Annotated in this window: 12 protein-coding genes and 1 pseudogene; 1 reads left to right on the top strand and 12 read right to left on the bottom strand. The window is 45.9% G+C overall.

The genetic code is table 11. The features are described 5' to 3' along the window. The 7 genes from H8Z82_RS16055 to H8Z82_RS16025 all read right to left on the bottom strand — a co-directional run. Window positions 1–185, bottom strand: a 185-nt coding sequence (locus H8Z82_RS16055; protein ID WP_186995676.1) for a recombinase family protein, incomplete at its 3' end; no start/stop codon positions are given. Then, window positions 186–383, bottom strand: a complete 198-nt coding sequence (locus H8Z82_RS16050) for a hypothetical protein (protein ID WP_002592708.1) — start codon at window positions 381–383, stop codon at window positions 186–188. A gap of 241 nt (window positions 384–624) precedes the next feature. Beyond that, complete coding sequence (locus H8Z82_RS16045; RefSeq protein WP_002584323.1) at window positions 625–1962, bottom strand: virulence-associated E family protein; 1338 nt, start codon at window positions 1960–1962, stop codon at window positions 625–627. Further along, window positions 1931–2575 carry a CHC2 zinc finger domain-containing protein gene (locus H8Z82_RS16040; protein WP_002584324.1) on the bottom strand — a complete coding sequence of 215 codons (645 nt, stop codon included), beginning with the start codon at window positions 2573–2575 and terminating at the stop codon, window positions 1931–1933. Before H8Z82_RS16040 ends, H8Z82_RS16045 begins: the two co-directional genes overlap by 32 nt. 65 nt (window positions 2576–2640) lie before the next feature. Next, window positions 2641–4221, bottom strand: a complete 1581-nt coding sequence (gene mobQ / locus H8Z82_RS16035) for a MobQ family relaxase (protein WP_002584325.1) — start codon at window positions 4219–4221, stop codon at window positions 2641–2643. Window positions 4222–4417: 196 nt separating this feature from the next. Beyond that, entirely contained in the window at window positions 4418–4963 is a 546-nt protein-coding gene (locus tag H8Z82_RS16030) for an AAA family ATPase (RefSeq protein ID WP_002584326.1), read from the bottom strand. Window positions 4964–5177: 214 nt separating this feature from the next. Then, complete coding sequence (locus H8Z82_RS16025; RefSeq protein ID WP_002584327.1) at window positions 5178–6638, bottom strand: Lsa family ABC-F type ribosomal protection protein; 1461 nt, start codon at window positions 6636–6638, stop codon at window positions 5178–5180. 614 nt (window positions 6639–7252) lie between these two features. On the opposite strand from H8Z82_RS16025, the gene H8Z82_RS16020 reads away from it, so the two are divergent. After that, window positions 7253–8059, top strand: a complete 807-nt coding sequence (locus H8Z82_RS16020) for a helix-turn-helix domain-containing protein (RefSeq protein WP_002584331.1) — start codon at window positions 7253–7255, stop codon at window positions 8057–8059. 118 nt (window positions 8060–8177) lie between these two features. Here the strand turns inward: H8Z82_RS16020 and H8Z82_RS16015 are convergent, their stop codons facing one another. From H8Z82_RS16015 to H8Z82_RS16000, 5 genes and pseudogenes are all read right to left on the bottom strand, one after another. After that, window positions 8178–8669: a nucleotidyltransferase domain-containing protein gene (locus H8Z82_RS16015; RefSeq protein ID WP_002584332.1), complete on the bottom strand. Its 492-nt coding sequence runs from the start codon at window positions 8667–8669 to the stop codon at window positions 8178–8180. 51 nt (window positions 8670–8720) lie between these two features. Further along, on the bottom strand, window positions 8721–9098 hold the full coding sequence (locus H8Z82_RS16010) for a TnpV protein (protein WP_002584333.1): 378 nt from the start codon (window positions 9096–9098) through the stop codon (window positions 8721–8723). Next, window positions 9058–9330, bottom strand: coding sequence for a helix-turn-helix domain-containing protein (locus H8Z82_RS16005; RefSeq protein ID WP_002584334.1), 273 nt, complete (start codon window positions 9328–9330; stop codon window positions 9058–9060). Before H8Z82_RS16005 ends, H8Z82_RS16010 begins: the two co-directional genes overlap by 41 nt. A gap of 160 nt (window positions 9331–9490) precedes the next feature. After that, a pseudogene (locus H8Z82_RS18120) lies at window positions 9491–9589 on the bottom strand (Maff2 family mobile element protein); the annotation flags it as partial. A 21-nt stretch (window positions 9590–9610) separates the two neighbouring features. Beyond that, window positions 9611–9707, bottom strand: a 97-nt coding sequence (locus H8Z82_RS16000; RefSeq protein WP_186995675.1) for a DUF4368 domain-containing protein, incomplete at its 5' end; no start/stop codon positions are given.

Here is a 9707-nt window from a genome sequence, read left to right as displayed (position 1 = left end):
ACTGCCACAACCTCCCATCCCTGCTTTTCGCAGTATTTTTCCAGCATATCACGCTGGTTTGCGATACTGGCACTTTCGCCTTGCAGGTCATCGTCCTTTGACAGCCTGCAATAGACCGCCGCACGATAACCCCCGGCAAGTGCCGAACCGATTGTTCTGTATTCCATTTCGTTCATCATAGCCATTTACCCACACAATCCAGACGGTATCTGGCTCTTTTGAACCTCATCTTCATTATAGCCTATATCTTTCTTTTTAGCAAGATATTCTTTTGCATTTGTCTTTCCGTATTTCTGGGAAATCAGGCTGACGAACACATCAGTGGCGTCAAGCTCCCCGTCAAATACAGTGGTCACATGAATCTCTGTTTTGTTTTTTGCCATAGGCAGTTATCCTCCATACATGAAAATAGCCAGACAGAGGGTGTCGGCAACGAAGTCCGGCAACGGACTTCAAAAGACCTTGCAAACAATCTCAATCTGGCGATGGTTACTATTTATACTTTTCTTTTATTTTTTTGTTGTTTTGGTTGTTATAAGGGAGAAAAGCCCGGAAATAAGGGGTTTTTCCCGGCAACCGGCTCGGCAACGGGATAACAACAGGGGGTGCAACGGGCTGTCCTTTTCAGAATGGAAGCTCCATCTGTTCTGTGACCTCCACAAAACCGTCCATCGTTTTTTCAGACGGGTTGCCGGAGTCCGTTGCCGGGTTTTCACGCTCCCAGCCCTTTTGTCTGCCATATTCGGAAAACATTCTTGGGTTTGGGAAGTACCGCCAGCTGGAAATGCACTGGTTCATAATCTCGTTGATTTCCCGGATTTCCCATTGCTTCGGCTCGTCAAAAGCATGGTTCAAGGCTTCCTTATAGAGCTGCTTGGAGCAGACCATGCTCCCGGTGTATTTATCAAGATACGCCTGTATCATCCCGGCTTTGGTGTCCTCCGGCATAAAATCCCGCTGGTGTTCTTTGAGATACCGCTGCATGGCGGGGCTGAAAGCCAGCTTGAACCTGCCGCTTTTATAAATCTCCATCGCTTCCGCCCACATCTGCCCGATATAGGCTCTGGAAGCGGCTTCATCCTCCAAAATGTGAACTTCCGCCTGCTCCGGGTACACCATGACCGGGATAAAGCGGCGGTTGCCGGAACGGTCAAGGGGCAGGAAGTCAAGGGCATTGGAAGTGCCGCCAAACACGCACTGACGGGGGCGGTCTGCCGGGTGGGTTTCATAAGGTATCTTGTAGACCTCTTTCTGCCGGCTTAAAAATGACTTGATTTCCTCAATGCTCTTGGCGTTGGCGGTTGCCATCATTTCCGACATTTCAATAATCCAGTGACCTTGCAGCTTGCGGTACACATTGTCATCGTCCAGCTTCCGCAAATCATCGGAGAACCACTCGTCCCGGACTGCCAGCAGCCGGAAGAAGGTGGACTTTCCAGCCCCCTGACCGCCTACCAGACAGAGCATGATTTCAAACTTGCACCCCGGCTGAAAGGCTCGTGAGATTGCACCCAGCAGGAACAGCTTCAACGCTTCATAGGTGTAATCGTCTGCGTCAGCCCCCAGAAAGTGCCGCAGGCAGAAGCGGATTCGCTCTGTCCCGTCCCACACAAGGGTATTGAGATAGTCCCGGATGGGATGGTACTTGTTTTCATTCGCCACAATCCCGATGGCGTTATCAATCTTTTTCTCATTGGTAAGCCCGTAGGTTTCTTCCAGATAAAGAAGCAGATACTTCATGTCCGTATCGTTCAGGGCGGTGCTTTCTCTGTGAAAACCGATGGGCTTTATGATGTCCTTGCGGTCAGTCAGGATGTTGTATGCGATAGCCCCTGAAAGCAGAGGGTCACGTTGGAATACGGTCAGGCAGTTCCGTATGCTCTGACGGACACCGCCTTTCTCGGTGGTTTCCAGCCCCGCCTTGATTTCCTCAACGCTCTGGGGCGGCTGCATGGCGTTCATAGTGTTTTTTAGTTCTTGCTGCGTCTGCGGCTGCAAGTTCTGCCATTCGCTGTTCAAGCTGTATCACATCCTTTCCGTAGTCCGTAATCAAATCCGCTTTTTCCTCTGTTTCCCCGAACAGCAGCACATCCAGCAGATATTCCACTTGGGCTTGCTTCTGTAAGGCTTCCACAAACCGGGGATGAAAGGCTTCCTCCGGGGAGTGCGGGGCGTAGTCCGTTCTCCATGCCATCAGCAGATGGAGATAATCGGCAAGAATACGGAAGCAGCGATTCTTTGCTTCCTGAAACTGTTCCTCCGGGGATTTCTGCCGGGTCTTGGGCTTTTTTACCTTTCCCGGCGGTTTCCAGTCCTCATAGGAAAGCCCGAAGTCCTGTGCCAGCTGTACGGCGGCTTCTTTCTTTCCCAGCCCATACAGGGCGGCGGCAAAATCAATCACATCCCCATCCGCACCGCAGCCGAAGCAATGGTAACGCCGATCCAGCTTCATGCTTGGGGTTTTATCGTTATGGAACGGGCAGCAAGCCATCCCGTTCCGACCTACATGGATTCCATAATACTCCGCAGCCTGTCTTGTTGTGACGGACTGCTTCACAGCTTCGAATACATTCAAATCTATCCCTCCTTGAAAATAAGAAAAGCACCTGACATTCTCTAATTGAAAATGGCAAGTGCCTGTTAAAGTTCCATATCCTGTTGTCTGTGTTTCTCCTGTGCCGGGGCGGTTCTTTGTGCTTTTTTCTCGTCAGTCTTATCCTGCAAGACTTCTTTGATGGGCTGCTTCTTGGGCGGCTCTTTGCTTTCCTCTGTGCCGGGTGTGGCTTTCCGTACCCAGTAGCGGATGTCCCGCAGCTTCTTCAAATCCTCCTGTACCTCGGTCAGTGGTACTTTCAGCTCTGCGATTTCGCTGAGAAGCGTTTCCTGCTCCTGTTGCAACTCATTTTTCGTTTTATCCTTATCGTCCGGGTGCTTGGCAAGGTAGTCAGCGGCTTTCTCATACCGGGCAACCTCCGGGTGTTCCTGTTTGAATTTCCCCTTTATTTTCTTAAAAAATATCTTCTGGTACTTCTCATAGACAGCCTTACATTCCTTGCAGTCTGTCCGGCTGGCAAGAATCCCGTCAATCACTTTGCTCCGGGCTTCCTTTGGCTTCATCTGATTGCGGTAATCTGCGGCTGATTTCCCGGAAGATTCCAGAAACGCTTCTAAGTCCTCCACAGTGGAAAGCCCCTTTTGCCGGAGATAGGACAGGGCTTCGCTGACTGCCTTTAAGTCCTGTGAAGTTCCCCGGTTCTGTCCAGCCCTTGTCCAGTCCTTCCGTTCTTCCTTTCGTATCTCCATATACTTCATCAGCAGATTGGGAAGAAGTGTCGCTTCCTCCGCCGCCTTTTGTGCAAGCAGCTCCTTCCGTTTTTCTCCCAGCTCGGTAATCCAGCCTTTGAGGTTTTGGATAAGCTGCCGGATGGACTTCATCAGGCGGTTGGCGGCTCTGATTTCCCGGTTCAGGTTGCCGATATTCGTCTGGATACCTCGCTTTTCCATCTGCCGGACAGCAGTCCCCTCATGGACAGTGGGGACTATATCAAGCCCCTGTCTGGCATAGGAACGCAAGTCCACACGCTCCGGGCGGTCATTGGCGTCCAGATAGCGGTTCTGGATAACCTCCCATTCATGCCGCCAGATTTCACAATACTTCTGGTCGTTCCAGTCCACCGTATCCTCCTTGTGGCTTTTCCACCTGCCGGACGGCAGCTTTATCCGTTCCCCATTCTCGTCAAGGTCATAAACCTTGCGGCTCTTGGGAAGCCATTTTCCATGTTCATCCATTGCCCGCATGGTCAGCAGGACATGGGCGTGGGGATTGTGTCCCGGCGGATGGGGGTCATGGATGGCAAAATCAGCAATCATGCCTTTGGAAACAAACTGCTGTTCACAAAACTCCCGTACAAGGACAGCGTACTGGTCGGGCGGTATCTCTCTGGGAATGGTAAGCACCCACCGCCTTGCAAGCTGGGAGTTCCATTGCTTTTCCACCGCTTCGGCGGCATTCCATAAAGTATTGCGGTCTGCATATTCCTGTGGAGCATTTGCCGGGAGCAGGATTTCATTGTGGACGATACCACGCTTTTCCGGGTAGTGCTTTACTTGCTGGTCGTATTCACAGAACAGCTTTTCGCCGCTTTGGTAAGCAGCGGCGGCAACCGCAGACTGCCGCTGGCTGCGCTGAACAATCGTGATTTCGTTGTGTGGACAAGGCATTTCGTGTCCCTCCTTTCGCTAATTGGTGGATGGGGTGGCGTTTTACCACCTCATTTTGGGCAGAAAAAAAGCAGGAGACCTTTTTCAGATTTCCTGCTCGGTGTGCCACTGTGTGAGCGGCGGGTATTTAGTTGTAAAAGTTCGGGACAAGTTGACCCGATGTAAAGCTAACAAACTGGAATTGCACCAAAACAATCTAAGACAACAACGCTGCCCTACTTGCGATTTTTTCTTGTACTGCGGAAACAGTTTCTTGAATGGAATAAGTGGTCGTATCTATAACATTCGATTCATATATTCCCAGATTGCAAAATTGCTCCCACATGGTTTCTACCAATTCGATATTTGTCTTTCGGTCTAACTTTGAGCGTTCAACAGCTCGCTTCAAGGTTTCTTCCTTACTTGCCCTTAAAATAATATAATGCACCTCATAATGTTCCCGAACAAGACTTTGCCACGGCTTTAAAAACCACGGTCCGATAATACCGTCAACAATTACATCATATCCACCACGAGCATATCGCTTCGCAGCTTCTAAAAACGCTTCAATGACAATCAAATTTTGCTCATTTGATTCTGGCAAATGCGGTGGTATTGCCCCTTTACTCAAATAATGATAAAAGTCATCTGTGTGCATATGCACAGACTTTTCCAAATCTGATTCTTTTGCAACAGCAGATGCCGTTGTAGTTTTTCCTGTCCCCGGCGCACCTGTGATTACAATAATTCTACCTTGATTCATCTATATTTTACCTCCACAAATTACGATTTTCTTAATTCTACAAACTGGAATTTGAGTCTCTGTAAAGCTGGAATTAACCCATACAATTATTTTAATTTAGAGGTTCTTACGCAATTATCCGTATTTTGTAATTTTTCAATACTGGAATGCCAGTGTAAATCAGCATTCTCCATTTTTATTAAAGCGAAAAACGTAAAATTGCGGAAGAACCAATTTAGATATTCACAATTTTACTTGCCACAGTATCTCGAAAAACACTGTCATGTTCTACCAGGAGCATGGTCGGGGCAAACTCCGTTATGAGTTGTTCAATCTGCATACGTGAGTACACATCAATAAAGTTGAGCGGTTCATCCCATACATACAAGTGTGCCTTTTCACAAAGGCTTTTCGCAATTAGGACTTTCTTCTTTTGCCCGCCAGAAAAGTCTTTAATATCCTTTTCAAACTGTACACGCTCAAAGTCCATTTTCCTAAGAATTGCCTTGAACAAACTTTCATCAAGGTTGTTTTCTTCTGCAAACTCGGAAAGGGTTCCACATAAATACGATGTATCCTGTGGCACATAAGAAATTACAAGCCCAGAGCCAAGTGTTACTGTACCCGTATAATCTATGGACTGCCCGACTACCAACTTTAACAGGCTACTTTTGCCACTGCCGTTCTTTCCATCAAGCACAATGCGTTCTCCCTGTCTTATTTCAAACGAAACGGGTTCACAAACTGAAATGCCATCATAATAAACTACTACATTCGATAATGATGCAAGCAAATCTGTATGGTAATTAAGCGGTTGTATCTTGAGGGCTTCTGCGGTTTCCATATTTTTCAGCAATGCTGATTTTTGTTCGATTGTCTGTTGTTGTCTCGCTTCTATAGATTTTGAACGCTTCATCATTTTGGCGGCTTTATGACCGACATAACCTTTATCTGCTGCCCCAATTTTGGAAGCTTCTACACGTTCAGACCATACTGCAGCGCGTTTTGCCGACTGCTGTAATCGTCTGATGTCCTTTTGCAAACGTTCGTTCTGAGCCAGTTCAAATTCTTGCTGTCGCTCAAAATTTGACATCCATGATGAAAAGTTTCCTCTTTGCACTTCGATATTCGCTCGGTTAATCGATAGAATATAGTCAACACAATCGTCAAGAAAGCGACGATCGTGAGAAACTAAGATGAATCCCTTTTTCTTTTTCAGATATGCCGCCACACTTTTTCTCGCTTTGGCATCCAAATGGTTGGTAGGTTCATCAATCAGTAGGAAATGCCCTTCATTAAGAAAAAGAGCGGCAATCAAAACCTTTGTCTGCTCTCCGTTGGAAAGTGTTTCAAAAGGTCGCCAAAGCACATCGACATCAACATCAAGATAAGAAAGTTCTCGCATAAGTTCCCATTCTTCCGCAAGTGGGCAAATCTCCTGCAATATATCCTCTGTAATACGATTCTTATCTGAAACGGGATAAGGAAAATAATCAAACTGTACGGATGATAGGATTTTTCCACTATACTCATATTTCCCAAGCAGAAGATTCAGAAAGGTTGTTTTACCTCGTCCGTTTCTGCCCACAAAACCAAGCTTCCAATCGGTATCAACCTGGAAACTGACATTTTCAAAAACATTATCATAACTTGTCGGATATGAAAACGTAAGGTTTTCAATTTTAATCATTGACATAAATATTATCCTCCTTTGCATGTCATACGATACAAAGTCGGTTCGGTGAATAATTCGTTGTAAGTGACACGCCCCCGGTCATTGAGGTAAAAAGAAAGCTCATGCTTCCTCTTTTTGCTCATTCTCGGCATATTGCGTTTCCTCCCGTTTTAGTGTATAGTTTCGGGGCGATTTTCGGCAAAATTACGGTCATAGAGCCGTCTAAAATCTCCAGAAGTATCAGCAATAGGGTAGACTATCCCCCTATCAGATTGTCGTGTTTCGGTATCATTTCGGTATCAGTTCGCCAGTTCTCCCCGGTGTCGTTCCTCCCCTGAATCTCACAGCGGCGTATTGCTCCCTTTGGTACGCTCGTTTCGGTCAGGGTTCCTCCATATCCCTGCCAAAAGTCATGGCGCTACATCGCCGGGGAAGCATATCCCACACAGGCTGGTCATTCGATTGGAATAATCCATCGATGAACTACCTGTATCATAGAACATTTTTGTGCCCTGTGCCGTATGTCCACAAAGTAGGAATTAAGGGTAAAAATCAGAAATTTCCACGATTGCGGAAAGTATGATATAATCCAGTTAAGCGGCAGTAATGAAACCGCCGGAAAGGAGCGTGCGCCCATGAAAGGAGCGACAAGCATACAGGAACGCCTTTGGGAACTCCGCAAGGACAAAGGCTTAAATCTGGAAGAATTATCAGAGCTGACGGGCATTTCCAAATCAGCTCTTGGCAGTTATGAAAAAGAGGATTATAAGGAAATCAATCATGGCAACCTTATCACGCTGGCAGACTTCTATGGGGTTTCCGTTGATTATCTGCTGTGCCGGACAGAGAACCGGGAGCAGATCAACACGCCACTAACAGAGCTGCATTTGAATGATGAGATGGTGGCACTTCTGAAAGGCGGTCGGATTAACAACCGTCTGCTCTGTGAGCTTGCCACTCATAAGGACTTTATCAAGTTTCTTGCGGACATTGAGATTTATGTAGATGGGATTGCCACCATGCAGATTCAAAACCTCAACGCCCTTGTCGATACTGTCCGGCATGAAATCATTGAACGGTATCGCCCCGGCGAAGACGACCCGCATTTGAAAGTGCTGCAAGCCGCCCATATCAGCGATGATGAATATTTCAGCCACATGGTTCTTGATGACCTCAATCTCATTATCCGGGATATTCGGGAAGCCCACAAAAAGGACAGCGAGAGTGCGCCCCAGACCACCGTTGCCGATGAATTGAAAGAAAATTTGGAAGCGGTTGAAAATTTCAAGGGCAGTCGGGATGAAAAGCTGGTTGTCCTTTACTGCAAGCAGCTCGGCATCAACTATAAAAATCTGTCAGACGAAGAATTTCGCTGGCTCATTCGGATTCTACAAAAATCAAAGAAAACAGGAACTCCTATCAGTCAAAGGAAAAAACGGTAAAGAAAAACCGCTGTTGCATGGTTGTGTTTGCTTCCATGTAGCAGCGGTTGGTGCTATACTTATTCAGTTAAAATTTCAAAGCGATAAAGTGGAATTTATCTTAGAAATTACAGCAATGTTATTTTGATAAACTTTCAAGAATTGAAATATCATGCTTATCTTTATCTCTTAATTCATAACCTGAATGGAAAACTCTTTGGCCTTTTAAGGATATACAAGGAATTGTTTTTCCTTCAAAAAAAGCACTACCAAAGTAATCTTTTTCAAACTCATACCAGCCACCCTCTAAATCAGCTTGTTTTGAAGTTCCGTCCTCACTTAAAACGAACGGGTGAATGTCTAAGTAACCAAGTTCATCACTATATAACTCTATTCTAACCGGTTTCCAGTCTGTATCAATTTTATAGCCCAGATTCAAAAGCACATTTAACAATTTTTCCGTATGTTGAGCATCAAAATTTATATCTATATCTCTATGAATTCTTGTTTGTTTACCAGCTAAAATATCTACACCCCATCCGCCATCCAACCAGTATGTAATTCCAGTATTTTCGAATAATTCTATTACTTTCATTAAATCTTCTTTTGTTGTTATTTCTTTTCTACCCATACAAAGTCTCCTTTACAACTTCTAATTTGTAATAATCATTCTACCATACCGTTATGAATAAATCATCTCATGTAAAACAATTTCTTCTGCCCGGTTGTGAATGTTATTGCAACGCTGCACCCATTCCATTTGACGGGTACGCTTCAATTCCTCGGTCACGCCCTCGGCAGCTTTCATCTGCTCCATGATGGTGTCTAACCGTTTCTGTGCCTGTTCGTTCAGGTCTGCAAGATATGTCCACAATTCCCCGGTCAGGGTCAATGTGTGTAATCTGGCTGGGCAGACTTCTCTTAAATATTCCCGGTGCATCCGTCCGTACTTTCCGATGGGGCGGTGTTCCTCCGGCAACTTCAAGTCCGGGATGTAGTAATCTCCAACAAGGATATAATCAATTCCGTTTTCTTTTATTCTTGGTTTCAATTCGCTCATGTTCCTTACCTCCTGTGGAAGCAGGCTCGTCTGGTACTAACTCAATCACATCGGTAATCTCACAATTCAGCGTTTCGCAGATACGGGCTAATGTATCCATGCTGATGTGCTTTCCCTCTTTGCTCATGTTGGCAATCATATTTGTTGTCATACCAGCGGCAAGCCTTAAATCCTCTTTTCTCATATCACGCTCTAACAGTGTGTGCCAGAGTGGTTTATAGCTGATGTGCATATTGTTTTCCTGCCTTTCTATCCATACCACCGGAGCGGCTGCCCCGGCAGGAACTTTTCTCTTATTATAGCACCAATCTTGTGAAATCACAATTTATTCTTGTAGCCTGCCGCTGATACCGTCTGGATTGGCTTTTCCTTTCTTTTTGTTCCCTTTAATTAGCCATGAACTGCTTAATGCCCTGTGATTTTACTGATGTGCGATAAAGAAGTAATAGAAGTGTAAAAAATTTTGCCGTTCCTATCCGGCACTTGCGCATTGTGTCGGATAGGTCGGGCGGTTATTCGGGCAAGTCCACCTTGCCAACAAAAGAATAATAAATCTCAATGTCCTGTCTGCGGGTCTTGTTCTCGTCATAGCTGCACTCATGCACAACG

The sequence above is a fragment of the Blautia difficilis genome (assembly GCF_014297245.1).
In the GTDB taxonomy this organism is placed as follows: domain Bacteria; phylum Bacillota; class Clostridia; order Lachnospirales; family Lachnospiraceae; genus Blautia_A; species Blautia_A difficilis.
The sequence above is the reverse complement of the archived record's forward strand: the minus strand, read 5'-3'. Positions and strand labels throughout refer to the sequence as shown.